We start from the raw sequence: 22,756 nt of genomic DNA on the forward strand, positions 1-22,756 counted from the left end.
TTTTGTTAAATCGATTCCGATTTTAAGGGTCATGCATCAGCCGCAGGAGAAAATGGTCGATGTTGCAGGACGGACAGCTCTATATCGGGACCAGCCGCAATCCGGATGACAGCCTGAACAAGGGCGAATATCTGGAACTGAAATTCGGCAACCGCCATGGCCTGATCACCGGCGCGACGGGAACGGGCAAGACCGTGACGTTGCAGGTTCTCGCCGAAGGCTATTCGAAGGCCGGCGTTCCGGTGTTCTGCGCCGATATCAAGGGCGACCTTTCCGGCATTGCGGCCGAGGGCGAAGCGAAAGACTGGGTGCAGAAACGCGCCGAGCAGATCGGCTTTACGGATTTTTCCTATGGCAAGTCGCCTGTCATCTTCTGGGATCTCTACGGTGAAAAAGGCCATCGCGTGCGCGCCACCATCGCCGAGATGGGACCGCTGCTGCTCGCCCGGTTGATGGACGCATCGGAAGCGCAGGAAGGCGTGCTCAACATCGCCTTCAAGATCGCCGATCAGGGCGGGCTGCCGCTGCTCGATCTGAAAGACCTGCAATCGCTGCTGAACTATATGGGCGAAAACGCATCGGCGCTTTCCAGCCAGTTCGGCCTGATTTCCAAGGCCTCAGTCGGTTCGCTGCAACGCGGGCTGCTGGTTCTCGAACAGCAGGGTGCCGCAAATTTCTTCGGCGAGCCGGCACTGAAAATCGCCGACATCATGCGCGTCGGCGCGGATGGCCGCGGCACGGTTTCCGTTCTTGCGGCTGACCGGCTGATGATGAACCCGCGCCTTTATGCCACCTTCCTGCTCTGGATGCTCTCGGAACTGTTTGAGGAACTGCCTGAGGTGGGCGACCCGGAAAAGCCGCGTCTGGTGTTCTTCTTCGACGAGGCGCATCTGCTGTTCAACGATGCGCCCAAAGTGCTGGTCGAGCGCGTGGAACAGGTGGTGCGCCTTATTCGCTCGAAGGGCGTGGGTGTCTATTTCGTGACGCAGAACCCGCTCGACGTGCCGGAAACCGTTCTCGCCCAGCTCGGCAACCGTGTGCAGCATGCGCTGCGCGCCTATACGCCGCGCGAGCAGAAGGCCGTGCGCACCGCAGCCGACACCTTCCGCCAGAACCCGGCCTTCAACACCGCCGACACCATCACCACGCTCGGCACGGGTGAGGCGCTGATTTCCACCCTGCATGACAAGGGCGCGCCTTCCATCGTAGAACGCACCCTCGTGCGCCCGCCCTCCGGCCGCGTCGGGCCGCTCACCGATGCCGAACGTCAATCGCTGATGGATCTGAGCCCGGTCGCCGGTCAATACGACAAGGATCTGGACCGGGAATCGGCCTTCGAAATCCTCAACGCCCGCGCCCAGAAGGCGGCGGAAGCCGAAGCCGCCAAGCGCGCGGAAGAGGAAAATGCCGGCAACCAGTCCGACAACGCTTCCGGACGCTGGCGTCTGCCGGGCTTCGGCGACGAGGAGCCCGCACCGGCCTCCACCACAGGCGCCCGCAATGGCGGCGCGCGCAAGACCGGCTACCAGCGCGAGACGGTGATCGAGGCGGCGATGAAAAGTGCAGCGCGTTCCGTTGCGACATCCGTGGGACGCGCGATCGTGCGCGGGATTTTGGGTAGTTTGAAGCGGTAACGACTGGAGCATTTCCAGTAAAAGTGCGTAGCGGTTCTACGTCCGAAAAATGCGTAAAAACAAATGGATAGAGCATTTTCGCGTTTCGGATAAACGCGGAAATGCTCTAGATCGGCTTGACGTCGACAAGCTCGATCTTCAGCTTTTTACCCACTGAACGAGCCGCTCGCTCGAGCGTATCGAGCGAGACTGCAACATTGTGAGGATCGAGTATTCTTTCGACCTGGGTACGGCTGGTACCCATTCTCGCAGCCATTTCGGACTTGGTGAGGGATTGCTTCTTTCTGGCTTCTTCGATCTGCCATGCCAAAACTCGCTTGATCGCCTCGCCATAGATCTCTTCTTTTTCGCCAAGCCCATCAAGGAAATCTTCGAGGGTACCGCCGATAGAAGGTTTTGCATCGCTCATTTCTTTTTCCCTTTATCGATCTTTTTCAATCGCTTGGATCGCTCCTGATGCTCTCTCCAACGCTTGATCGCCTGTTTGATCGCGTCCTGTTGGCCATCCTTGCCCTCTTCCCCGTGAAGCAGGAGCATTACCCCGCCATCAATTCCGAAATAGGTTCTGGCTTCAACACTTCCATTTTTGATGCTGGAACGGACTTCGCGAACGCCATCCCTGATCGGCCTGCAAGTAGGCATTCCAATTGGCCAACCGAACTCAACGGTCGCAATGTCCGAGCCGATCGTGCGGCGGTCATCCCTGTCGAGTGAGATAAGCCAGTCTTTAACGGGCTCCACTCCCTCGCCCGTCGCGAAGAACTTCGCCACGATGCGCTTCATATAAAATCCTTGTACCGTATAAGGTTCAATTTAACAAAGTAATTATTCCGGAAACATGTAAGCGCAGCTTCAGCCGTACCTCTCTTATAGGCTCTCAACCTATCTGCTAACGGCGACAGTCTGTCGAGTTGAGTATCGTTTTTGGTGGAATTTCTCTGCCGCCCCACTCCATCCTCCCGGCCGCCCGCAAAACCCATTGCCTCCCGTCACCACCGCTGCTAATCATCAGACGGTTCAACCCCACATCAAGAAAGGAGGCTTCGCATGGATATTTCCTGCTTCTGGCGCTACCGCCAGATCCGCCACCTTTCTGCCCTGCAGATGCGTTTGCAGGGCTGACCGGAACTTCCAAGACTCTGGTTTGCCCAAAAGGCCGCGCGGGACGCAGCTCGTCTGCCATTGCGCATGTTTTCATGACGGATCATCGCGACTGAACAGCCCTGCCCGCATGTGGCAGCCAGCTTCGTCGATGATCCGTTTCGCCAGAGATACATCATGACCCTTATCACGCTTCGAAACCTCGGAATTATCCTGGGCAAGCCGCTTTTTTCCGGTCTCAGCCTCACCATCCATGCGGGAGACCGCATCGGCATCGTCGCCGCGAATGGCTGCGGCAAATCTACCTTGCTCAATTGCCTTGCTGGCGAACTGGATGCTAGCAGCGGCGACATCACCCGATTGCGCGGGTTGACGCAGTCCATCGTCCACCAGCATCTGCCCCCGGCCCTTCTCACACGGACAATGCGGGATGCGGTATTAACCGCCCTGCCCGCGGATGTTATCGACAGCGACAGCTGGCGGGCCGATATTATCCTTGACGAGATGGCCGTGCCGGAAAGCTATCGCCATCGGCCGCTGCAGGCTCTGAGCGGCGGCTGGCAGCGGCTCGCCATGCTGGCGCGGGCATGGGTCACCGAGCCGGACCTGTTGCTGCTCGATGAGCCGACCAACCATCTCGACCTTGAAAAGATCAAGGTGCTGGAGGGTTTTCTTCAACAGTTACCGCGCGATACGGCAGTGGTCATTGTCAGCCATGACCGTGCCTTTCTCGACAATGTCACCAAAACCACGCTGTTCCTGCGGCCGGAAAATTCCTCGCTCTTCCGCTTGCCCTATGGCCATGCGCGGCGGGCGCTCGAAGAGGAGGACGCCGCCGATGAGCGGCGTTTCGAGCGCGACATGAAGACCGTGCAGCAATTGCGCCGACAGGCGGCGAAGCTCAACAATATCGGCATCAATTCGGGCAGCGATCTTCTAACCATCAAGACCAAGCAGTTGCGCGAGCGCGCCGAGAAGCTGGAGGAAAAAGCCCGACCCGCCCATCAGGATCGATCTGCCGGAAAGATCCAGCTTGCCAATCGCGGCACGCACGCCAAGGTATTGGTGACGCTGGAGGATATTCCCGTCTCGACACCGGATGGCACCCTGCTGTTCCGCACCGGCCAGCAATTCATCCGCCAGGGCGACCGCATCGTCATTCTCGGCCATAATGGCGTCGGCAAGACGCGGTTGGTCTCGCTTCTGAAGGCGGCTGTAAGGGCTGACGAGCAGGTGGCGGAGGGCATCAAGGCCACCCCTTCGCTCGTGGCGGGATATGTCGACCAGTCGCTCGCCGAGATCGATGATGCCAGCACGCCGCTGACGCTCATCACGCATCGGTTCGACATAGGTGACCAGCGCGCGCATGGGCTGCTCGCCGGTGCGGGCATCGATATGGAAATGCAGAAACGTCGCATCGCGACGCTTTCCGGCGGGCAGAAGGCGCGTCTTGCCATGCTGGCGCTGCGCCTGACCGAGCCGAATTTCTACCTGCTGGACGAGCCGACCAACCATCTCGACATCGAGGGGCAGGAAGCGCTGGAGGCGGAAATTACCGGCCGCCAGGCCAGTTGCGTGCTCGTCTCGCACGACCGGAGTTTCGTGCGCACGGTTGGAACCCGCTTCTGGCTGATCGACAAACGCCGGCTGGTGGAAGTCGACGATGCGGAAGCGTTTTTCGCCTCGGCATAACCATACTCAAAGCGAAGGCCCCTCCCGCCAATCCAATGGCGGGAGGGGCAGCGGGAGGGGCATGCATTGTTATTTCTTCTGCGACAATAGCGAAAAAAAGGCGCCCTGCGGGTCCTGACAATTGACGATCCAGCTTTCGCCGGGGACCTCCATCGGACCGTTGATGACCTTGCCGCCGCCGGCGCTGACGCGAGTGATGGCGGCATCAATGCCATCGACATTGAAGTAATAACTCCAATGACAGACGGGAACCTGCGGCATACGCTTCATCATGCCGCCGATGGCCTTGCCGTTATAGGCGAAGATGCGATACGGCCCCATTTCGCCCATGTCGAAATCATGGTCCTTGGTCCAGCCGAAGACCTCGCCATAAAAGGCGGTCGCTCCATCCACATCGTCCGTCATCAACTCATGCCAGCCGACATGGCCGGGCAGGCTTTGCGCGTCTTCGGGGAAACCGCCGCTTTCCATCGGCAGCGGCGTCATGATGCACAGAACCGCACCATAGGGGTCCGCGACCACCGCAAACCGGCCAATTTCAGGGATATCCTGCGGCTGGCGCATGACGGAGCCACCCTTTTCCTCGAAAAGCCTGGCCGAGGCATCAACATCGTCGACGGCAACATAACCGGTCCAGTTCGGCGGAATGCCCTGACCCTTGTGTTCTTCGGTCAGTTCCATGACACCGCCCATGCCTTTGCCGTCAGCCTCCAGCACCAGATAGGGCATTTCCGGCGAACCGAAATCCTTGGTCTGCCAGCCGGCGACGTGGCCATAAAAGCGGGCGGCCTCTTCCATGTCAGGCGTCATCAGTTCAACCCAGATGAATTTTCCATGTGTATCGGACATCGTCGTCTCCTCAGGAGGTTTGGGCATCTATATTTGGTGATCGCCCGCCGCAGGACGCGGCGGCGCTTTTCTGTTTCTGGCAAATTCCGGCAGGGCTTTACGCTTCGCGCCGGAATTCCGATGTCATGAAGGTCTTGAATGTACCGTCCGGCTGCTTGACGCTGCCGGAAAAGCTGCGGTGATTGTCGTCATGCAGCACCAGCACATCGCGATAGGTATCCATGCGGCCGGAGCCGTCAAAGGCGGGGCCTTCTGCTTCCAGCGTCAGGGTCTTGCCGTCCTCTTCCAGCCAGCCCCTGTAGACCCAGAGATAGGTCATCATCGACCCAATCCAGCTTCCGACAAAATTGCCCCTGGCTTGGTCGAAGCCGACCGTGATCACCGCCGTCATCTGCGTCCCGTCCGGCATCTTGCCGGTGCCTTCGCCGATGATCCACAGCCCGCCGATGGAGCGGACCGTCTCGGTGAAGCGCTGCGACGGGTCGTCGGCATCATAATCCCCATGGCCGGAACTGGCGGTCATGACCCAGTTCCCGACGATTCTCGACAGGAATTCATGTTCCTTCTGCGGCTTGGCGCTTTCCATTTCCATTGTTGTCTCCTCCTCGTCTGTGCGTTTCAGTGGCAGCAGGCTGCAGCTTTCGGCGCGTCCTCATATTGATCGTGCCGGCGCACCCAATCCATTACACCGTCTTCATTACGGCCTTTTGGCACCAGATCGAGCAGCATCAGCGTACCGAGCGCCTGTTCCATGCCGCGGGCATAAGCCGAGTAAGTGTGATAAATCTTGCCATCTTCGCCCTTGGCGAAAATGCTGACGCCGTGCAGGTCCTTCAGGTCGCCCATCGGTTCGATTTCACGATAATTATAGGTGATTGCCCCGCCCTTGATATCCTCATCGCGGAAGGAAGCCTGATAATCGTAGTTGAAATCGCTGCCTGATGCGGAAACCCAAGGGAACTTCCAGCCCATGCGGTTTCTATAGGCTTCGATCTTTTCAAGCGGCGCGCGGGAAACCGCTACGAAACCGGCATCGCCATGTTTCAGATGGATCATCGCGCCATCGACATGGTCGGCGAAAAAGGAACAGCCGGTGCAGCCCTCTTCCCAATCGGGCGCCAGCATGAAGTGATAAACGATGAGCTGGCTGCAATCGCCGAACAGTTCCTGCAGCGATTTCGGGCCGGAAGGCGCATCGAAAATATAGTCTTTCGTCACCTCTTCCCAGGGCAATGCGCGTCGCGCCTCGTTCAGCCGATCACGCGCGCGGGTCAGTTCCTTTTCCTTCACCAGCAGATCGCGGCGAGCCGCAAGCCACTCTTCATTCGAAACAACAGGATGAGACATGATCTTTCCTCCTTGGATCCGTCTTTCACCACGGCGCCACTCCGCTCCACCGGAGGGCGCCGCCTATTTCTGCATTGAAAGTCAGTTAAACCATCAGCGGGGCATCAAGTTCCGCTTGACTAATTAGGTTGATATCAACATATTTATCGCATGTCAAACGCTGGCCTGATTCCTTTTTCGACAACTCTTTTCGTGCGGGACGCCTGTCTCTGCCTGCATGCGCAGCGCGCCGCACGTGCTTTGGCGCGGTTGTTCGACAATGCGCTGAAGCCTGTTGGCATCAATAATGGCCAGTTTTCCCTGCTGATGTCGCTCAACCGGCCGGAGCCGCCGCCGATGGGGCCGGTCGCCAATCTTCTGGCCATGGATCGCACGACGCTGACGGCGGCGCTGAAGCCGCTGGAACGGCGCGGGCTGGTCAGCATCGAGCAGGACCCGAAAGACAGGCGCGGCAAACGCCTGCGGCTGACCGCTGATGGCATGGCCGTGCTTGCCGCCGCTTTTCCCATCTGGAAACAGACCCATGCGGAAATCGAAGCGAAAATTGGCAGCGGCGACCCCGACCGATTGCGCCGCGATCTTATCGATCTCGGCTGAAAGGCCGACGGCATAACGCCACTTTTATCGGCCAGAATGTCATCGGGCCGTCGTGCTGGAAGACGAAACTACCCGGAAAACGCAATCTAGGAGGAAAGATCATGCGTGCAATCGTTTTTGTAAAAGCCACCAAAAGCAGCGAAGATGGCGTCATGCCCACGACTGAACTCATGGAGGCGATGGGAAAATTCAACGAGGAACTGGTGAATGCCGGCATCATGCAATCCGGTGATGGCCTGCATCCCTCCTCCAAGGGCAAGAGAATCGTTTTCGACGGCGACAGCCGCACCGTGGTTGACGGCCCGTTCCCGAACACCAACGAACTGGTTGCCGGCTTCTGGCTGTGGAATGTGAAGGACATGGATGAAGCGGTGGCGTGGGTGAAACGCTGCCCCAACCCGATGCTGGAGCGCAGCGAAATCGAAATCCGTCCGCTGTTCGAAATGGAAGATTTTGGCGATGCGGTGACCCCGGAAATCGCAGCGCATGTGGAAGAACTGCGCGCCCGTGTGGGCAAGCAGTAGCGGGAGCTCAGGCTTACCGTCGGGCCTGAACAAGCCGAGCGGATGCCGCTTGTTTCTTCTCCCCGCCGGGGAGAAGGTCGCGGCAGCGGGATGAGGGGGCAAGGGTAGAGATATTCGGAGAACTTGCCCCCTCATCCGCCCCTTCGGGCCACCTTCTCCCCGGCGCGGAGAAGAAAGAAGCGGCAGCGTCTGCTCAACCAGCAGCCGTTACCCCAGCAGGCCGGCCAGACGCGGGTCATTGGCAAAATCCGAGGCCAAAAACCCTGTCCGGCGCATCGGGAATTCGCACAACGCCTGCACCCCGGTTTTCGACAGGTGAATGCGCCAGCTCATTCGCTCTACCGGCGTTTTGGCCGCAAAGGCCTTTGGCGACAGGATTGCGATGTTCATCCCACCTGCGGGATCGCGAACCGAGCGGTAAAGGATGGCTTCAACCTTTGCCTCGCGCGCCTGCTCTGCCAATGCCTGGCACGGCTCGTAATTCGTGAGATCGGTCCACAGCGCCTCGTTACGGCTGAGCTCCGGTTTTGTCAGGTCAAGTGCGGCATCGGTGGCGACACGGGCGGCGAAGGCGGAATATTCGGCGGGATTGGCGGGCAGCGGTGTACCCGGCGATTCGGCATAAAACAGCAGCCGGTAAAAGGCCATTTCGGCAAGCGCCGTCTCCACCTTGGCGGCGGCGTAATAAACACCTTCGGTGAAACCTGCGCGGCGAAATCGCGAACCATAGGGATAGGCCGCGCCATAGCGGAACGGCGTGGCGAGAAGATAATCGAAACCGGCGCATTCAGGCGGAAACGGCCGCTTGCTCGTCTCGAGAATATCTTCCAGCAGCGATTGCTCCTCCACCGTGTCCACCAGCTTCATGGTGGAAACCTGATGCTGCGCTTCCACCAGCCGCCAGTATTTTCCCGATGTGGCGCGTTTTTCAGACAGGAGCGCGTCGGGCGTCCAGATAGGAGAGGACATCGATCAATCCGGCAATGGTGGTGAGTTTTTCGGCAGGCACGGCGTTCAGCGCCGTGTTGTGATTGCGCAGCCAGTTTTTCGCAACGGCCTCGTCACCGCCGGCAATCGCGTCCAGCGAACGAAAAACCCGGATCAGCAGCACCGCCAGCTCGAAGGATTTGGCGCCCGGCTCCAGCAGGAAATCCAGTCTTTTCATGCGCGAGACGGTGGGGGCGGAAACGCCGAGAATATCCGCCATGCGGGCGGCATTCAGGCCCAGCCGCTCGGCAGCGGCGATAACGGCCTTGGTGACGACCCTGCCCTGTGCTGCAGGATCCATGGCAGTCTTGGCGTAAATATTCATGGCGCACATCCTTTCTTCAGAAAGAATATAGCATATTTATTTCCACAAACAAGAAGGCCGAGGGATGAACCCCGGCCTCTTTTTTTAAGTCTACAATATCAGGCCACCGAAACCGGCACTTCCGTGGAGGTGCGCATGGCGTGGCTATAAGGGCAAACGATATGGGCAGCAGCGACCAGTTCTTCTGCCTTTTCGCGCTCCAGGCCGGGAATATTGACCTTCAGCGAGACTTCGATGCCGAAGCCGGTGCCATCTTCGCGCGGGCCGATGCCGACGGTTGCCGTCACAGTCGTGTCTTCGGGGATCTTTACCTTCTGCTTGCCGGCAACCGCCTTCAGCGCGCCGAGGAAGCAGGCCGAATAACCGGCGGCGAAAAGCTGCTCCGGATTGGTGCCGCGGGCACCGTCACCGCCCAGTTCCTTCGGAACGGTCAGCGTTACGTCGAGAACGCCGTCTTCCGATTTGGCGTTACCTGCACGGCCACCGGTGGCGGATGCTTTGGTCGTGTAGAGAATAGGCATGGCATTTACTCCCTTCGGGTTGGTGTTGGATGTTTTATAGCGAACAATTAAATTGTGCGCAATATGATTTTGCGCATTGAATGAAATTTTGTTTTTTGCGATAGTTTTCACGAAATTTCGCCGCACATCCATGGGGCAGGAACCGAAAGCGGGGGCCGATTGTTCCCTCACCGGTTTTATTTTGGAGCAAGACTATGGGCGCAGAGGGCAATGACACGAAGATGGAAAGCCTGTTGAGGCTGGACCAGCAGATATGCTTTGCCCTTTACGGCGCAGCGCACGCCTTCACACGCGCCTATAAGCCGCTGCTCGACCCGATTGGTCTGACCTATCCGCAATATCTGGTCATGATGGCGCTCTGGGAAAAGCAGACTTCCACCGTCAAGGCGCTTGGCGAAATGCTGGGGCTGGATTCCGGCACGCTGTCACCGCTGCTGAAAAGGCTCGAACACGCAGGGCTGATCACCCGCAAGCGCGGAACGGTGGACGAGCGGCAGGTGCTGGTGGCCTTAACGCCAAAAGGCGCCGACCTCAAAAAAGAGGGCGTGAAGATCATGGCGGCCATCGGCGGCGCCACCGGCTGCGGGCTGGAGGAACTGGCGCAGCTGCGGGACCGGGTGAATGCGTTGAAGGACAGCCTTGCCCGCACGTAACCCTGAAAAAACTAAAGGCGGCACGAGGCTGCCTTCATTTATGCGAATAGACTTCAGCTTACTGCCAGACCACCACACGCGCTTTCTGCGGCACGCGGTCGTAAAGATCGATGACATCCTGGTTCATCAGGCGCACGCAGCCGGAGGAGACGGCCTTGCCGATGGAGTTCCATTCCGGCGAGCCGTGCAGGCGGTAAAGCGTGTCTTTGCCGTTCTGGAAGATATAGAGGGCGCGGGCGCCGAGCGGGTTCTTCAGGCCTGGCGGCATGCCGCCATTCTTGGACGAGTATTTGACCAGTTCCGGCTGGCGGGCGACCATTTCGTCCGGCGGGGTCCATTTCGGCCATTTCTGACGCCACTGGATGACACCTTCGCCCGACCAGGCGAAACCATCGCGGCCGATGCCGACGCCGTAACGCATGGCACTGCCACCCTGCTCCACAACGTAGAGGAAGCGCGAGCGCGTATCCACGACGACAGTGCCGGGGCGTTCGCCGGTCGGGTCGACAACCCGCTGGCGATAATAACGCCGGTCGATTTTCTGATAGGGTACGGCGGGAATGACGTAACCGCCGTCTTCAACCGAACCGTACATGACGGCCAGTTCCGCATCGCTGACGCCGGGCGAGAACATCTGGCGAAAATCGCTGCCGATGGCGCTTGCCTGCTGGCGGATGGCGTCTCCCGTGCCGGATGAGGCGCAGCCCGCCAGAAGCGAAGCGGAGGAGATGCCGAGAAGGGAAAGAAAGGTGCGTCTGGAAAGATCTGTGTCGGTGCTTGTCATAAGGCCGGTTTGTCCCACATTCGAACGGCTATATCGCCGTTGTACGTCATTTGTTCCGTATCATGCGTATTGCGAAAATAGTTAACCGACCGCTAAAAGCCAGTCACAAGGTGCTGGCGGAATGTTGCCCACATCTCTTTCTTTTCGAGCGTGGTCAGATAACCACAATCTGCGCGCCTTTCGGCACACGCTCGTAAAGGTCGATGACATCCTGATTGAGCATGCGCACGCAGCCGGACGACGTCGCCTTGCCGACGGACTGCCAGTCGGGCGTGCCGTGCACGCGGTAAAGCGTGTCCTTGCCGTCCTTGAAAATATAAAGCGCACGCGCGCCGAGCGGATTGTTGAGACCGGGCGTCATGCCGCCATTGGCCGCCGAGATGGAGGTGAGCTCCGGCTGGCGCTTGACCATTTCGTCCGGAGGCGTCCAGCGCGGCCATTTCGCCTTCCACTGGATCTTGCCGCGGCCCGACCATGCATAACCATCGCGTCCGAGACCGACGCCGTAACGGATCGCCTTGCCGCCCGGCTGCACCAGATAAAGGAAATGCTGTTTGGTATCGACGATGATGGTGCCCGGCGCTTCCGCCGTCTGATAGCTGACTTCCTGCCGCAGATAACGCGGGTCGATGCGGCCATAGGGAATGGCGGGAAGTGAACGGTCTTCGTCGCGGATCGGGCCATACATGACCCGATGCAGCGGATTGGAAACCGGCAGGCCATAGGTCACCATGCGATCCGGGGAGAGCGGTGCGGCCTGACCCTGCACCTGCGGCGCGCTCAGCCCCTGCCCGCGCACCGGCGGGCCATATTCCTGATGGAAGCGGGTTCTGAACAGGTCCGGCGGACGCGTCGAAAGCTGGCCCGGCTGCGGCGGCAATTCCGGCTGGCGGTTGGAGCTGACGGAATTGAAGTTGAAGACCGGCGCCGTTTCCCGCACGAAAACATCCGGGTCCATCCGGGTCGTATCCGTCACGAAAAGGCAGCCGCTCAGGAGCGGCAGAGCCGCAAGGCCCGCCAGAGAGGCCGCCCGGCGGCAGTGTTTCAAAAGGAGTGCTGTCATCTGAACCGCTTCATGGAATCCAATATGGCTGCATGATGAACCGCGCGGCTGGCGCGAAGCTGGTGTGTACCTTTCAAAAAAAATCGGAAATCTGCATTTTTGCTCTTGAACCTCTAGTTGCTAGAGGTGCCAGATTGGCTGTCGAGTGGAATTCAGGAGCGAGAACCATGAATATTTCGACACGCGGCAGTTTGAACGGGGAAGCAGGAGACCTGACCTTCACGGTCGGCGGCATGGATTGCGGCAGCTGTGCGGCGAAGATCGAAACCGCGCTCTCCCGCCTGCCAGGCGTTGCCGACGTCAAGGTGTCCGTTGCACGCGAAAGGCTGAACCTTTCGCTGGCGGAAGACAAAACGTCGGTTGCAAAAATCGAGGATACTCTGCGCAAACTCGGCTTCAAGCCAGCTTTGCTGCCGCAGGAGAAGGCTCCGCGCGAAAAGATCGCGGCGGAACCTCACGAGCATGGGCATGACCACGACCATTCATCCTGCGGCGGTCATCACCCTGCCGAAGCAGCACCGAGCATCGAGCAGAACAATGCCCTGACCTTCTCGGTCGGCGGCATGGATTGCGGCAGCTGCGCCGCAAAGATCGAAACCGCACTTTCCCGCCTGCCCGGTGTTGCCGACGTCAAGGTGTCGGTTGCGCGCGAAAGATTGAACCTGTCGCTTGCCGAGAACACAACCCCGACCGCAAAAATCGAGGATACGCTGCGCAAGCTCGGCTTCAAACCCGCCTTGCTGCCGCAAGACAAATCGGCGCGGGACAAGGTGGAAGATGACGGGCACGACCACGGGTCCTGCAACGGTAATCATGATCATGATCACTCGGGCCATGACCATTCGGGGCACGATCATGCGGATCATGACCACGCCAATTGCGGCGGCCATGACCATGATCACGCCAAGCATTCTCATGAAAAGGCGCAGCCCGCGGCAGTGACCCCAAGCGCCGAAGTCGGACACGCCCATGGCGCGGACGAAAAGGGCGCATGGTGGCGCACGGCAAAGGCCCGCAACACCTTCACCGGCACCATTCTGGTCGCTGTCGCCTATGCGGCGGAACTCACCTTCCCGGCCTGGGGCGGTTACGCCTTCATCATCGCCACGCTGGTGACGCTGTTTCCGATTGCGCGCAATGCCTTCAACGCCGCCCGTTTCGGCGCGATCTTCACCATCGAGATGCTGATGACTATTGCCGCCATCGGCGCGATCTTCATCGGCGAGGCGGAAGAAGCGGCGATCGTCGTGCTGCTGTTTTCCATCGGCGAACTGCTTGAAGGCTTTGCGGCCGCGCGGGCGCGTTCCGGCATCAAGGCGCTTGGCTCATTGCTGCCGAAAACGGCGCTGGTGGAAGAAAACGGCGCGCTCCGTCAGGTCGCCGCCGATCAGGTCCGCATCGGCCAGGTGGTCGTGGCGCGACCGGGTGATAGAATCGCCGCCGATGGCGTGGTGATGGACGGCGAATCGAGCGTCGATGAATCGCCGATGACCGGCGAGAGCATTCCCGTCGCCAAGGAAAAAGGCGCCCGCGTGTTTGCCGGTTCGATCAACCATGACGGTTCGCTGCGCATCCGCGTTGACCGCGCGCCGGAAGACAACACCATCGCCCGCATCATCACGCTCGTCGAGGAAGCGCAGGATGCCCGCGCTCCGACCGAACGCTTCATCCAGAATTTCTCGCGATATTACATGCCGCTGATCGTGGCGATTTCGGCGCTCACCATCATCGTGCCGCCGCTTGTCGGTCTGGGCGACTGGGATACCTGGATCTATCGCGGTCTGGCCCTGCTTCTGATCGGCTGCCCCTGTGCACTGGTCATCTCCGTTCCCGCCGCCATCGCCTCCAGCCTTTCGGCTGCGGCACGCCACGGCATGCTGGTAAAGGGCGGCGCGGTTATCGAAATGCTGGCGCGCACCGAAACCGTCGCCTTCGACAAGACCGGCACGCTGACGCTCGGCGAACCTGTCGTGACAGACGTGGTAGCGCTTGACGGCAACGAGGCCGGCCTCATCGCGCAAGCTGCAACCATCGAGCATGAATCGAGCCATCCGCTGGCCAGAGCCATCGTCAACCATGCGGAGAAGGCCGGCGTGAAGCCCCTGCCCGGCTCCGAGATCAAGGCGATTTCCGGCCGTGGCATGCAAGGCATCGTCGGCGGCAAGCGCCTGTTCATCGGCGCGCCACGCTTCGCAACCGATGTCGGCATCCTCTCGCCAGAGCTGGTCGACCGCATTACTGCGCTTGAGAGCGAAGGCAAGACGGTGGCCGTCGTCATGGCCGGCGGTGTGGCAACCGGCCTCTTCGCCATGCGCGACGAGCCGCGCAAGGATGCGGCTGAAGGCATCAAGGCGCTGAAGGAGATGGGTATTTCTTCGCTGATGCTGTCGGGCGACAATGCCCGCACGGCCAAGGCCATCGGCAACAAGCTGGGTCTTGAAGCACGCGGCGAACTCTTGCCGCAAAACAAGGTCGAGGAAATCCGCAAGCTGGCCGCCAAAAAGACCGTGGTGATGGTGGGTGACGGCATCAACGATGCACCGGCGCTTGCCGCCGCCAGCGTCGGCGTCGCCATCGGCTCGGGCACTGACGTGGCCATGGAAGCGGCGGATGCGGCGCTGATGCGCAACAATGTCGGCGATGCCGCCCGGCTCATCGGCCTGTCACGCGCCACCATGAGCAATATCCGCCAGAACGTGGCGATCTCGCTCGGCCTCAAGGCGGTGTTTCTGGTCACGACCGTCACCGGCCTGTCCGGCCTGTGGCTGGCGGTGTTTGCCGACACCGGCGCGACGGTGCTGGTGACTGCCAACGCCATGCGGCTGCTTGGTTATTTCAAGAAGAGCGTCTGATTTCGCAGGAAGGCCGAAAGCTGCAGCGGTGGTTTTCGGCCCTTTTATGCGAACTGATTGAAAAAACGGATGCTTTCCGCTACCGCGCCCGGGACCACGCCATTGTGGGTGCCGGGCAGCAGTTTTTTATCAACCTTGAACCCGGACATCAGGGCACGATCCACAAAAAGCTGGTGGTCGGCGTCGAAAGGCCGCTCCTCATCGCCGCGTAGCAACAGTGCCGGGCATTTGAGGCTGGGGCCGAAACAGACCGAGGAGCGCATGATGAATTCACGCTCGTCGGTTTCGTCGAAACAGATCTCGTCCGAATAGCGATTGAAATATCGCCATGAATTGACGCCCGCCGACATGGGTGCCGCCGCACGGAATTTACGGCTCATGGCGGCGAGAAGCGTCAGCGTGCCGCCATTGGAATGGCCGGCAATGAAAAAGCGCTTTTTATCGATGCCGGGCAGGTTTTCCAGATAGGTTGCCGCCGCCAGCGCATCCGCCGTTTCATTGTAGAAACCGGAATAATTGCCACTCTGGCCGTTCTCTCCCCGGAAAGACGGCAGCAGCACGACAAAACCAGCCTCCCAATAGGGCTTCATCAGCGCCCAGTGGCCGTCTCCCGTGGCATTGCCGCCGTGGAGGAAAAGCACTGCCGGCTTTAGTGTCCTGGAAGGCTGATAATGGGAGAGCCAGGCGACAAGCTCGATGGAACCATCAGGCCCGCCTGGATAAGTCACGCGTTCCGCGCCGGGCGGCGTGCCGAGGGCCGAGGATTTTTCCGGCGCGGCCATCTTGCGCAGCAGGTGGGTGTGAAAATGTTGACGCGCCTCCGCGTAATCCTGTCTTTCAAGCGGCAAAACCTCGGGGGCAGCAATGCCGGCTTTTGCGCCCTGCGGCAAAAGCGCTGCCACTGACAGGCCCATGGCGCCGGCAAGCAGGCTACGCCGCGTCAGGCCCTCGCAAATCACGCCGCTCTCTTCCTGTCCGAAGGCTGAGAAAAGAAAGCGTTTATCTGCCATGGGTGCACTCTGAGGACGGGGATGGAAATATTAGCAGTTCAGCACTGCGGCGGGAGACTGTCCAATCACGGATTCGCGAATGACAACAATGTATTCGCAGCATTCATGGCAATTTCTGGACGGCCACCCTACCCTTCCGCGCCATCGATCATCGCCACCAATGTCGAAAGCCGGTCCGCTTCGGCCGGCAGCTTGTCGGCTCTCAGCCGCGCAATGCGCGGAAACCGCATGGCAACGCCGGATTTGTGGCGGGCGGAGCGGTTGATGCCCTCAAAGGCCACTTCCAGCACAAAACCGAAATCCGGCGTGGCCCGCACCGCCCGCACCGGGCCGAAACGCTCGACGGTATTGTCGCGCACGAATTTATCCAGCACCTCCAGCTCTGCATCGGTAAAACCGAAATAGGCTTTGCCGACCGGGACGAGCTGCTCGCCATCCTCGCCTTCCGCCCACACACCAAAGGTGAAATCGGAATAATAGCTCGATCTTTTGCCGTGGCCGCGTTGGGCATACATCATGACAGCGTCGATATTATAGGGATCACGCTTCCACTTGAACCATGGCCCCTTGGCGCGGCCTGCCTGATAGGCGCTGTCGCGGCGCTTGATCATCACGCCTTCGATCACCGGATCGGGCGGGGCGGCGCGCAACGTGTCGAGTTCCGGCCATGTGGAGAACGAGATCAATGGCGACAGGTCGAAGCGGTCATGCGGGGCATGTTCGATGATGTCAGACAGCCGGCCGCGACGCTCCAGATAGCTCTGCGCGCGGATATCGCTCTCGCCATCGAACAGCAGATCGTAAGCGCGGATGAAGGCGGGGTAATCATCCAGCATCTTCGCCGTCACCGTCTTGCGGTTCAGTCGCTGCTGCAGGTCGGAAAAAGTGCGGGTGAGATTGTTGGAGCGCACTGTCCCGCCAATCAACAACTCGCCATCCATCACGCCTTCAAAATCAAGCGCATCGAGTACATCCGGGAATGCCCCGGAAATATCGTCGCCGGAGCGGGAGTAAAGCTTTCGCGTCTCCCCGGCGCGGGATAGCTGCACGCGAATGCCGTCCCATTTCCATTCGGCGGCATAATCCGCCGGGTCCAATGCATCGAGGTCGCCTTCGGCCACCGGTGTGGCCAGCATGACCGAATGAAAGATGGCGGGGGTGGCCAGCACCGGCCGGTCCGACTTGCCTTCCAGCCACGCAAAAAGCGTGGTGTAGGGAGGCGTCAGACCATGCCAGAGGGTTTCGATTTCGGTGATGTCCTTCCCCGCAAAATCCGCCAGTGCCTGCCGCGCCAGCCGCGCCGAGACGCCGATGCGCAGGCTGCCGGTGGCGAGTTTGAGGAAGGCGAAACGTGAGGATGTATCGAGCCGGTCGAGCAGATCGCGCACCGCGCCGCGCACTTCGGTGCGCCCAAGCGAATTCATCAGCGTCACGACGTCGCCGAGGCGCGGATCCTGCGCCTCGGAATCGTCAGCACCACCGATATTCCCCCAGACCAGCGAAATGGTCTCGGCGAGATCTCCGACATAGTCATAGGAATAACGGAACAGGACCTCGTCCATCCGCTCCATAACCAGCTCGCGCAGCATGGCGGGTTTGACGCTTTTGAGGTCCAGCGTGCCGGCAATCGCCGCCAGCCCGTAACCCCGGTCCGGATCGGGCGTATCGCGAAAATAATCGGTCAGCAGCTTCAGCTTGCCGTTGCGCGACGGGGTGAGGACAAGGCGGTCGAGAAGGGTGGCGAAGGCTTTCATTTCAATCCCCCTCGTCTTCGTAACCGACAAGATGCAGCGGCTTGGCGGCAATGCCCTGCAATTCGCACCAGCGCACCAGCGCCTCCTCCCGGCCATGGGTGACCCAGACGGCCTGCGGGGAAATTTCCTTGATGGTCTCCAACAGTTCCGGCCAGTCGCAATGGTCCGATATGACCAGCGGCAGTTCCACGCCTCCCTGCTTTGCCCGCTGCCGCACCATCATCCAGCCGGAGGCGAAGGCGATCAGCGGTTCGTTGAAGCGCCGCGCCCAGCGCTCCTGAAAGGCCGAGGGCGGGCCGACGACAATCGCACCCTTGAAGGCGGCTGGATTGCTTTTTTCGAGCGTCGCGGGGCGCAGATCGCCGAGATCAATGCCCTGCGAGACATAATAATCGCAAAGCCGCGCCAGCGCGCCGTGGATGTAGATCGGCTCGGCATAACCATTGTCGCGCAATAGCCGGATAACGCGTTGCGCCTTGCCGAGCGAGTAGGCCCCGACCAGATGGGTGCGTTCGGGGAATTGTTTGATGGAGGTAAGCAGCTTGCCGATTTCCACACGCGGCAGCGGATGGTGAAACACCGGCAGACCGAAGGTGGCCTCGGTGATGAAGACATCACAGGGCACCGTCTCGAAGGACGCGCAGGTTGGGTCGACGCCGCGCTTGTAATCCCCCGATGCGACGATGCGCATGCCGTTCATCTCCACGGAGATTTGCGCCGAGCCCAACACATGGCCGGCCGGATGGAACCCGACAGTGACGCCGTTCACCTCCACCGTTTCACCGAATGCCACCGCCTGCTCGCTGCCGCAGAAATCCTCGCCATAACGGATACGCATGATATCGAGCGTCTGGCGCGTGGCCAGCACCGCGCCATGGCCGGCACGGGCGTGATCGGAATGGCCATGGGTGATCAGCGCCCGCGCCACGGGGCGCACGGGATCGATATAAAAATCGCCCGCCGGGCAATAAAGGCCTTTGGGCGTGGAGTTCAGGAGCTGTTCCGGCTTCATATTCATTGAGATAGGGCCGCCCGCGCGAATGTAAAGTGCTGCGAGCATAACGCGGAACGGGCGTTAAATTTCCCGCAGGGGTGTTTTTGTTTTGCCGTCACTTGCGCTGTAGTCATGGCCCACACGCCGGAGGCGTGTCACAGAATTGTCCAACAAACTCGACGTCATCCTCGGGCTTGACCCGAGGATCCATAATGCCGTCGGTGGTGGATCCTCGGGTCAAGCCCGAGGATGACGGAGAAGAGGCCAGAGGTGGGGTTGAATACACAATCCGGCGGCGATCTTCGTTACAACTTATTCCCCCGCGGCTTCCGCGGGCTTCGCCTCAACCGCGGCCGGCAGGCGCACCGGTTTCAGCATCAGCGCTGCCGCAAGGCCGATGGCAGCGGTTGCGGCGGCCGCGAAGAATAGCGGTGTAAACGCATCCGAGTAGAGCGAGGCAACGGCCGCCTGTGAGGCGGCGGGCAGTTCGGCGAGCATTTTCGGCGTCAGTTCCTCTATTCTGCCGACGCCGGGGATATCCACCGCCACGCCCTTGAGGCTGGAGGTGACGATCGCGCCATAGACCGAAATGGCGATGGCGGCGCCGCCCATGCGGGTCAGCGTCACCGCGCCGCTCGCCGCACCGATATCCGCCTTGGGCGCGGAATTCTGCACGCCGATGATCGGCGCCTGCTGGCCGAGGCCAACGGCGAAACCCTGCACCAGCATCAGCACCGCTATCAGCCAAAGCGGCGTGCCCGCATGCATTTGCGTGAACAGCAGCATGGCGATGAGATTGATGGTGAGGCCCGCCACCGAGAACGGCTTATAGACGCCGGTGATCGAAATCAGCCGGCCGGCCGATAGCGAGCCCATGACGATACCGCCGGTGACAGCGATGAAGAACAGGCCTGCATGAGAGGGGGAAAGGCCCGTCGTGGTCTGCAGGAACAGGGCATAATAATTGACCATGCCGATGCCGATGCCGCCGCTGGTCAACGAAACGATCATCAGCAGCGGAAAGGTCGAATCCTTGAACAGCCTGAGCGGTACGACGGGTTCCGGCGCGCGACGCTCCACCTGCACCCAGAGGAAAGCGGCGATGACGGCGAAGGCGATGATGCCAAGGCTCGGTGCCGCGATCAGCGAGCCGAACAATTCGCTGCTGTCGGCCCAGAACACCACGCTGGCGATGGTGGCCGCCAGCAAAACTGCACCGAGATAATCAATCTTCGGCTGGCGCGCGGGGCGACGGTAAGGCAGCATCAGCGCCAGGCCCGCAATGACGATAATGCCGAGCGGCAGGTTGATGAGGAAGATCGACCGCCAGCCGAACAGGTCGCTCATCGTGCCGCCGAGGATCGGGCCGACGCTGCCTGACGCCATGATGGTGAGGCTGGAATAGCTCTGGTAACGGGCGCGTTCGCGCGGTTCGAACAGATCCGCATTAACGGAGAAGATCGACACCATGATGCCGCCGCCGCCAAGCCCCTGCAACACACGGGCGGCAATCAGGCTATCCATCGACCAGGCCACGCCGCAGGCGAGCGAGCCCAGCGTGAAGATAACCACCGCCGCGATCATCACATATTTGCGCCCGAACAGATCGCCGAGCTTGCCATAAACAGGCATGACCGCGCTGGTTGCCAGAAGATAGGCGGAGCCGATCCAGCCGAAACGTTCCAGCGCGCCGAATTCGCCGACGATGGTGGGCAGTGCTGTCGATACGATCTGGTTGTCGAGCGTGGCCATGAACATGGCCAGCATCAGAAATAGGAAAACGATGAGCCTGCGCCGATGATCCGACACAAGCGGCGCCACGGGGGCTGCGGACATATCCATGAAAAATCTCGTTGAGTTTCGGCGGTTTTGCTGCGACAATTTGTGTGCTATTAGCATATATATGTCAATGGCAAGTTTTTGACATCCATGCTATTCGCGCTAAATGTGATCGCGAACGAGCAAGAAAAGGAACAGCTGAGAGTGGCGACCGAGGAAGACTGGAACGAAGATTTGCCCGAGGACATCAAGCGGATCGGCAATACGATGACGCGCATGCGCATCATGATCGGCCGCCGCATCATCGGCCGCATGGCGCTTGCCAAGCTCGCTCCGGGTCTCGAACTTTCGCATATCGACGTTCTGGATATTCTGCGGCGCGCCGAAGGTGATGTCACCGTGGGTGCGATTGCCGAGGGCATGCGCATTGATCCCTCGCGTGGCAGCCGCGTCGTCGCGGACATGGTCGGGCGCGGCCTGTTGAAACGGGGCGTCTCGCAGGAGGATGGCCGCCGCAGCATCGTCGAGATTACGCCGCTCGGCACCAGCCTGCTGCAGGAAATGCGCCGCACCAAGATGAGCGTCATCGAAGATGTGATGGATGGCTGGCCAGCCGACGATGTGGAGACTTTCGCGCGCCTGTTCGAGCGGTTTATCGACCGTTTCGAATACCGGTTGTCACCGGACACGGACTTGCTGACGGATCAGAAAAAATCATAGTTGCCCCGGCGCTCTGCAACTTCACTTTAAAACAACGAGACCGTAACGTGCCGCCATCGAACAGGTTCAAGGGGTAATTTCGATGTTGACGATTTACGGTGTCTACCGGTCCCGCGCCACGCGCACGCTGTGGCTCGCAGGGGAACTCGGCATAGAATTCAAACATGTGCCTGTCATACAGGCCCGCCGCCTTGCCGATCCGCTCGCTGCCGACGCGCCGCTCAACACACTGTCGCCCGCGTTTCTCGCCATCAACCCGATGGGGACCATTCCCTGCGTCGAAGATGACGGCATGGTGCTTTATGAATCCATGGCCATCAATCTTTACCTCGCCCGCAAATATGGCGGGCCGCTGGCGCCTGTGGACCTCAAGGAAGATGCGGCGATGCTGCAATGGTCGTTCTTCGCCGCCACCGAAGTCGAAGCCAATTCGCTGAAGATTTCTTCCGCCGTCGCCGAAGGTCTATCGGAAGGCGATGCCGGCAGGGCTGTGATCGACGTTGCCGCCCGCCTGCTGAAACGCCCTTTCCGGGTGCTGGAACAGCATCTTGTCCGCCATGATTATCTGGTGGGTGATCGCTTCACCGTTGCCGATCTCAATGCCGCGGAAATCGTTCGTTACGCGCAGGGCCACCCGCCGCTGTTTGACGCCCATCCGGCGGTTAAGGCCTGGCTCACCCGTTGCCAGGCGCGCACGGCGTTCAAGACCATGTGGGATACGCGCGCGGCTGAGGCTGCTTGAAATGAGCTTTTGGCGCGGACTGGAGACGTCCATCCGTACTCAACATCATCCTCGGGCTTGTCCCGAGGATCCAACCACGTCGAATAAAATCAATACGTTGCAGATCCTCGGGACAAGCCCGAGGATGACGACAGCAACTATTAGCCCCTCTCGCTCGCCAGCGCCCGCTGCACTGCCGGGCGGTCGTTCATGCGGCGGAAGTGATCGTGCACTTTCGGGAAGCGGGCAATATCCACGCTGTCGCTTTCCAGCCAGCCGGACATGACGAAAAGATAGGGGTCAGCCACCGAATAGGCCGTGCCCAGAACCCAGGGGCCGTGCAGCAGGCCGTGCTCGATCAGTTCGAAGCACTCGCCCATGGTCTGCGGCACTTTCGCTTTCATATCCGCCAGAGACGCATCCTCATTCGCCCAGCGGCTGCCGCGCCGGCCATGCGCATGGGCAACATGCACGGTGGAAGAGATGAAGGCGTTGAAAGACTGCATGACCGCGAATTCGAAGGGATCATCCAGCGGCGCAAGTTTCTTCTCCGGAGCCATCTGGGCGATGAAGGCGAGGATGGCCGGTGTCTCGGTCAGCACCCCGCTTGCGGTGGCCAGCGCCGGTACGCGGCCTTTCGGATTGATCTTCAAAAATGTCTCGGAGCGCTGTTCGCCCTGCGCAAAATTGACGCGGTGGGCCGTGTAAGGCAGGCCGGATTCCTCAAGCACGATATGGCTGGCGCGCGAGCAGGAGCCGGGGGAGAAAAACAGGGTAAACATGAATATGCGACCTCCAGGACAATGAAGGCGTCCACCTCCTCTTGCTGTGGACGCCGGACCTTGCCGG

General features: G+C 60.2%; 23 protein-coding genes. 8 read left to right on the plus strand and 15 right to left on the minus strand.

Annotation, left to right across the window (positions count from 1 at the left end; all coding sequences use genetic code 11):
• The first annotated feature begins 59 nt into the window (after nt 1-59).
• Entirely contained in the window at nt 60-1,634 is a 1,575-nt protein-coding gene (locus FCH38_RS04175) for a helicase HerA-like C-terminal domain-containing protein (protein WP_174372921.1), read from the plus strand.
• Between the two features lie 106 nt (nt 1,635-1,740).
• On the opposite strand, the gene FCH38_RS04180 is transcribed toward FCH38_RS04175, so the two are convergent.
• Both FCH38_RS04180 and FCH38_RS04185 read right to left on the minus strand, forming a co-directional pair.
• Nucleotides 1,741-2,043, minus strand: a complete 303-nt coding sequence (locus FCH38_RS04180; protein WP_149898805.1) for a helix-turn-helix domain-containing protein — start codon at nt 2,041-2,043, stop codon at nt 1,741-1,743.
• A complete protein-coding gene (locus FCH38_RS04185) occupies nt 2,040-2,417 on the minus strand; it encodes a type II toxin-antitoxin system RelE/ParE family toxin (protein WP_174372922.1) in 378 nt (125 codons plus the stop codon). Before FCH38_RS04185 ends, FCH38_RS04180 begins: the two co-directional genes overlap by 4 nt.
• Nucleotides 2,418-2,912: 495 nt before the next feature.
• On the opposite strand from FCH38_RS04185, the gene FCH38_RS04190 reads away from it, so the two are divergent.
• Entirely contained in the window at nt 2,913-4,427 is a 1,515-nt protein-coding gene (locus FCH38_RS04190; RefSeq protein ID WP_174372923.1) for an ABC-F family ATP-binding cassette domain-containing protein, read from the plus strand.
• A 69-nt stretch (nt 4,428-4,496) separates the two neighbouring features.
• Here the strand turns inward: FCH38_RS04190 and FCH38_RS04195 are convergent, their stop codons facing one another.
• The 3 genes from FCH38_RS04195 to FCH38_RS04205 form a co-directional block, all read right to left on the minus strand.
• Nucleotides 4,497-5,276 carry a VOC family protein gene (locus FCH38_RS04195; RefSeq protein ID WP_153513347.1) on the minus strand — a complete coding sequence of 260 codons (780 nt, stop codon included), beginning with the start codon at nt 5,274-5,276 and terminating at the stop codon, nt 4,497-4,499.
• 97 nt (nt 5,277-5,373) lie between these two features.
• Complete coding sequence (locus FCH38_RS04200; protein ID WP_174372924.1) at nt 5,374-5,868, minus strand: DUF1579 domain-containing protein; 495 nt, start codon at nt 5,866-5,868, stop codon at nt 5,374-5,376.
• A gap of 26 nt (nt 5,869-5,894) precedes the next feature.
• Nucleotides 5,895-6,623 (minus strand): DUF899 domain-containing protein, encoded by a 729-nt coding sequence (locus FCH38_RS04205; RefSeq protein ID WP_149898800.1) that lies wholly within the window; start codon nt 6,621-6,623, stop codon nt 5,895-5,897.
• A 150-nt stretch (nt 6,624-6,773) separates the two neighbouring features.
• Between FCH38_RS04205 and FCH38_RS04210 the strand changes: the two genes are divergently transcribed.
• Both FCH38_RS04210 and FCH38_RS04215 read left to right on the plus strand, forming a co-directional pair.
• Nucleotides 6,774-7,220 carry a MarR family winged helix-turn-helix transcriptional regulator gene (locus FCH38_RS04210; protein ID WP_153513346.1) on the plus strand — a complete coding sequence of 149 codons (447 nt, stop codon included), beginning with the start codon at nt 6,774-6,776 and terminating at the stop codon, nt 7,218-7,220.
• A 101-nt stretch (nt 7,221-7,321) separates the two neighbouring features.
• On the plus strand, nt 7,322-7,744 hold the full coding sequence (locus FCH38_RS04215; protein ID WP_174372925.1) for a YciI family protein: 423 nt from the start codon (nt 7,322-7,324) through the stop codon (nt 7,742-7,744).
• 207 nt (nt 7,745-7,951) lie between these two features.
• On the opposite strand, the gene FCH38_RS04220 is transcribed toward FCH38_RS04215, so the two are convergent.
• The 3 genes from FCH38_RS04220 to FCH38_RS04230 form a co-directional block, all read right to left on the minus strand.
• On the minus strand, nt 7,952-8,713 hold the full coding sequence (locus FCH38_RS04220) for an RES family NAD+ phosphorylase (RefSeq protein WP_174372926.1): 762 nt from the start codon (nt 8,711-8,713) through the stop codon (nt 7,952-7,954).
• Entirely contained in the window at nt 8,673-9,056 is a 384-nt protein-coding gene (locus FCH38_RS04225) for an antitoxin Xre/MbcA/ParS toxin-binding domain-containing protein (RefSeq protein WP_174372927.1), read from the minus strand. The genes FCH38_RS04220 and FCH38_RS04225 overlap by 41 nt, the downstream gene beginning before the upstream one ends.
• Nucleotides 9,057-9,154: 98 nt before the next feature.
• Nucleotides 9,155-9,577, minus strand: coding sequence for an organic hydroperoxide resistance protein (locus FCH38_RS04230; RefSeq protein ID WP_003511906.1), 423 nt, complete (start codon nt 9,575-9,577; stop codon nt 9,155-9,157).
• A gap of 194 nt (nt 9,578-9,771) precedes the next feature.
• Between FCH38_RS04230 and FCH38_RS04235 the strand changes: the two genes are divergently transcribed.
• Complete coding sequence (locus FCH38_RS04235) at nt 9,772-10,230, plus strand: MarR family winged helix-turn-helix transcriptional regulator (RefSeq protein ID WP_149898796.1); 459 nt, start codon at nt 9,772-9,774, stop codon at nt 10,228-10,230.
• Between the two features lie 58 nt (nt 10,231-10,288).
• On the opposite strand, the gene FCH38_RS04240 is transcribed toward FCH38_RS04235, so the two are convergent.
• Entirely contained in the window at nt 10,289-11,014 is a 726-nt protein-coding gene (locus FCH38_RS04240; RefSeq protein WP_003494344.1) for a L,D-transpeptidase, read from the minus strand.
• A 154-nt stretch (nt 11,015-11,168) separates the two neighbouring features.
• Nucleotides 11,169-12,077 (minus strand): L,D-transpeptidase, encoded by a 909-nt coding sequence (locus FCH38_RS04245; protein WP_149898795.1) that lies wholly within the window; start codon nt 12,075-12,077, stop codon nt 11,169-11,171.
• A 167-nt stretch (nt 12,078-12,244) separates the two neighbouring features.
• Between FCH38_RS04245 and FCH38_RS04250 the strand changes: the two genes are divergently transcribed.
• On the plus strand, nt 12,245-14,929 hold the full coding sequence (locus FCH38_RS04250; protein ID WP_174372928.1) for a heavy metal translocating P-type ATPase: 2,685 nt from the start codon (nt 12,245-12,247) through the stop codon (nt 14,927-14,929).
• Between the two features lie 44 nt (nt 14,930-14,973).
• Here FCH38_RS04250 and FCH38_RS04255 read toward each other — a convergent pair whose 3' ends face one another.
• The 4 genes from FCH38_RS04255 to FCH38_RS04270 all read right to left on the minus strand — a co-directional run bounded on the left by FCH38_RS04255 (nt 14,974) and on the right by FCH38_RS04270 (nt 20,529).
• On the minus strand, nt 14,974-15,939 hold the full coding sequence (locus FCH38_RS04255; RefSeq protein WP_174372929.1) for an alpha/beta hydrolase family protein: 966 nt from the start codon (nt 15,937-15,939) through the stop codon (nt 14,974-14,976).
• 128 nt (nt 15,940-16,067) lie between these two features.
• Nucleotides 16,068-17,693, minus strand: coding sequence for a cisplatin damage response ATP-dependent DNA ligase (locus FCH38_RS04260; RefSeq protein WP_153513340.1), 1,626 nt, complete (start codon nt 17,691-17,693; stop codon nt 16,068-16,070).
• A 1-nt stretch (nt 17,694) separates the two neighbouring features.
• Nucleotides 17,695-18,711 (minus strand): ligase-associated DNA damage response exonuclease, encoded by a 1,017-nt coding sequence (locus FCH38_RS04265; RefSeq protein ID WP_174372930.1) that lies wholly within the window; start codon nt 18,709-18,711, stop codon nt 17,695-17,697.
• Nucleotides 18,712-18,999: 288 nt separating this feature from the next.
• Entirely contained in the window at nt 19,000-20,529 is a 1,530-nt protein-coding gene (locus FCH38_RS04270; protein ID WP_174372931.1) for an MDR family MFS transporter, read from the minus strand.
• A 141-nt stretch (nt 20,530-20,670) separates the two neighbouring features.
• Here FCH38_RS04270 and FCH38_RS04275 point away from each other — a divergent pair, with 141 nt between their 5' ends.
• Both FCH38_RS04275 and FCH38_RS04280 read left to right on the plus strand, forming a co-directional pair.
• The gene (locus tag FCH38_RS04275; protein ID WP_174372932.1) at nt 20,671-21,186 is read left to right on the plus strand and encodes a MarR family transcriptional regulator; all 516 of its coding nucleotides are present in this window, start codon (nt 20,671-20,673) and stop codon (nt 21,184-21,186) included.
• A gap of 82 nt (nt 21,187-21,268) precedes the next feature.
• Nucleotides 21,269-21,928: a glutathione S-transferase family protein gene (locus tag FCH38_RS04280; RefSeq protein ID WP_149898789.1), complete on the plus strand. Its 660-nt coding sequence runs from the start codon at nt 21,269-21,271 to the stop codon at nt 21,926-21,928.
• 140 nt (nt 21,929-22,068) lie between these two features.
• On the opposite strand, the gene FCH38_RS04285 is transcribed toward FCH38_RS04280, so the two are convergent.
• Nucleotides 22,069-22,689, minus strand: coding sequence for a glutathione S-transferase family protein (locus tag FCH38_RS04285; protein ID WP_149898788.1), 621 nt, complete (start codon nt 22,687-22,689; stop codon nt 22,069-22,071).
• Nucleotides 22,690-22,756: the final 67 nt, after the last annotated feature.

The sequence above is a fragment of the Agrobacterium tumefaciens genome, from assembly GCF_013337285.1.
GTDB lineage: Bacteria > Pseudomonadota > Alphaproteobacteria > Rhizobiales > Rhizobiaceae > Agrobacterium > Agrobacterium burrii.

Bases quoted from the DNA above. Each gene is read 5' to 3' on its own strand.
- FCH38_RS04175 (WP_174372921.1), top strand. From the start codon at position 60: ATGTTGCAGGACGGACAGCTCTATATCGGGACCAGCCGCAATCCGGAT.
- FCH38_RS04180 (WP_149898805.1), bottom strand. From the start codon at position 2,043: ATGAGCGATGCAAAACCTTCTATCGGCGGTACCCTCGAAGATTTCCTT.
- FCH38_RS04185 (WP_174372922.1), bottom strand. From the start codon at position 2,417: ATGAAGCGCATCGTGGCGAAGTTCTTCGCGACGGGCGAGGGAGTGGAG.
- FCH38_RS04190 (WP_174372923.1), top strand. From the start codon at position 2,913: ATGACCCTTATCACGCTTCGAAACCTCGGAATTATCCTGGGCAAGCCG.
- FCH38_RS04195 (WP_153513347.1), bottom strand. From the start codon at position 5,276: ATGTCCGATACACATGGAAAATTCATCTGGGTTGAACTGATGACGCCT.
- FCH38_RS04200 (WP_174372924.1), bottom strand. From the start codon at position 5,868: ATGGAAATGGAAAGCGCCAAGCCGCAGAAGGAACATGAATTCCTGTCG.
- FCH38_RS04205 (WP_149898800.1), bottom strand. From the start codon at position 6,623: ATGTCTCATCCTGTTGTTTCGAATGAAGAGTGGCTTGCGGCTCGCCGC.
- FCH38_RS04210 (WP_153513346.1), top strand. From the start codon at position 6,774: ATGTCAAACGCTGGCCTGATTCCTTTTTCGACAACTCTTTTCGTGCGG.
- FCH38_RS04215 (WP_174372925.1), top strand. From the start codon at position 7,322: ATGCGTGCAATCGTTTTTGTAAAAGCCACCAAAAGCAGCGAAGATGGC.
- FCH38_RS04220 (WP_174372926.1), bottom strand. From the start codon at position 8,713: ATGTCCTCTCCTATCTGGACGCCCGACGCGCTCCTGTCTGAAAAACGC.
- FCH38_RS04225 (WP_174372927.1), bottom strand. From the start codon at position 9,056: ATGAATATTTACGCCAAGACTGCCATGGATCCTGCAGCACAGGGCAGG.
- FCH38_RS04230 (WP_003511906.1), bottom strand. From the start codon at position 9,577: ATGCCTATTCTCTACACGACCAAAGCATCCGCCACCGGTGGCCGTGCA.
- FCH38_RS04235 (WP_149898796.1), top strand. From the start codon at position 9,772: ATGGGCGCAGAGGGCAATGACACGAAGATGGAAAGCCTGTTGAGGCTG.
- FCH38_RS04240 (WP_003494344.1), bottom strand. From the start codon at position 11,014: ATGACAAGCACCGACACAGATCTTTCCAGACGCACCTTTCTTTCCCTT.
- FCH38_RS04245 (WP_149898795.1), bottom strand. From the start codon at position 12,077: ATGACAGCACTCCTTTTGAAACACTGCCGCCGGGCGGCCTCTCTGGCG.
- FCH38_RS04250 (WP_174372928.1), top strand. From the start codon at position 12,245: ATGAATATTTCGACACGCGGCAGTTTGAACGGGGAAGCAGGAGACCTG.
- FCH38_RS04255 (WP_174372929.1), bottom strand. From the start codon at position 15,939: ATGGCAGATAAACGCTTTCTTTTCTCAGCCTTCGGACAGGAAGAGAGC.
- FCH38_RS04260 (WP_153513340.1), bottom strand. From the start codon at position 17,693: ATGAAAGCCTTCGCCACCCTTCTCGACCGCCTTGTCCTCACCCCGTCG.
- FCH38_RS04265 (WP_174372930.1), bottom strand. From the start codon at position 18,711: ATGAATATGAAGCCGGAACAGCTCCTGAACTCCACGCCCAAAGGCCTT.
- FCH38_RS04270 (WP_174372931.1), bottom strand. From the start codon at position 20,529: ATGGATATGTCCGCAGCCCCCGTGGCGCCGCTTGTGTCGGATCATCGG.
- FCH38_RS04280 (WP_149898789.1), top strand. From the start codon at position 21,269: ATGTTGACGATTTACGGTGTCTACCGGTCCCGCGCCACGCGCACGCTG.
- FCH38_RS04285 (WP_149898788.1), bottom strand. From the start codon at position 22,689: ATGTTTACCCTGTTTTTCTCCCCCGGCTCCTGCTCGCGCGCCAGCCAT.